The sequence below is a fragment of the Vibrio sp. S457-15 genome (genome assembly GCF_000960545.1).
Taxonomy (GTDB): Bacteria; Pseudomonadota; Gammaproteobacteria; order Enterobacterales; family Vibrionaceae; genus Vibrio; species Vibrio parahaemolyticus.
In genome coordinates, this window is the sequence record NZ_JYOQ01000049.1 from 1 (window position 1) to 463 (window position 463).

The window sequence follows — 463 nt, forward strand, 5'->3', positions numbered from 1 at the left end:
CCATAAGACTGAGAAATCAACAAGCGCTACCGTAAAGGCAGCAACCGTTCCAGAGTTAACAATATCAACTGCATCACCTAGCCCTTCGGCTGGTGGAGTTGAAATCCCGCTTACATTTACTTTTTCAGCAGAGGTTAAAGAATTTAGTTTCTCCGATGTGAAATTAGAAGCGAGTGATAAAAACGAAGCTGGAGAGCTTCAGCAAGTATCATGGAACACCAGTGACAATATAACTTGGACCGTTACCTACACAACTCCAGAAAAGCAAAATAAAGAAATAATCATACGGGTCGACGATGATAGTTATGAGAGCGTCAACTCTATCCCCGGAAAAGGGGATAGTTTGATTTTGGAGGTAGAAGGAGTATTACCAACGCTGTCAAAAGTGACTTTTGATCCTAAGCATCAAGCGATAGGACAGTCGGTGAACATCACACTTGAGTTCGATAAGGAAGTGCAAGAA

General features: G+C 42.1%; 1 protein-coding gene. It reads left to right on the forward strand.

The window, feature by feature from the left end; translation table 11 throughout:
- Window positions 1-463 (forward strand): Ig-like domain-containing protein (locus tag UF05_RS26300; protein WP_048852349.1); only part of this gene is annotated, 463 nt, incomplete at both ends.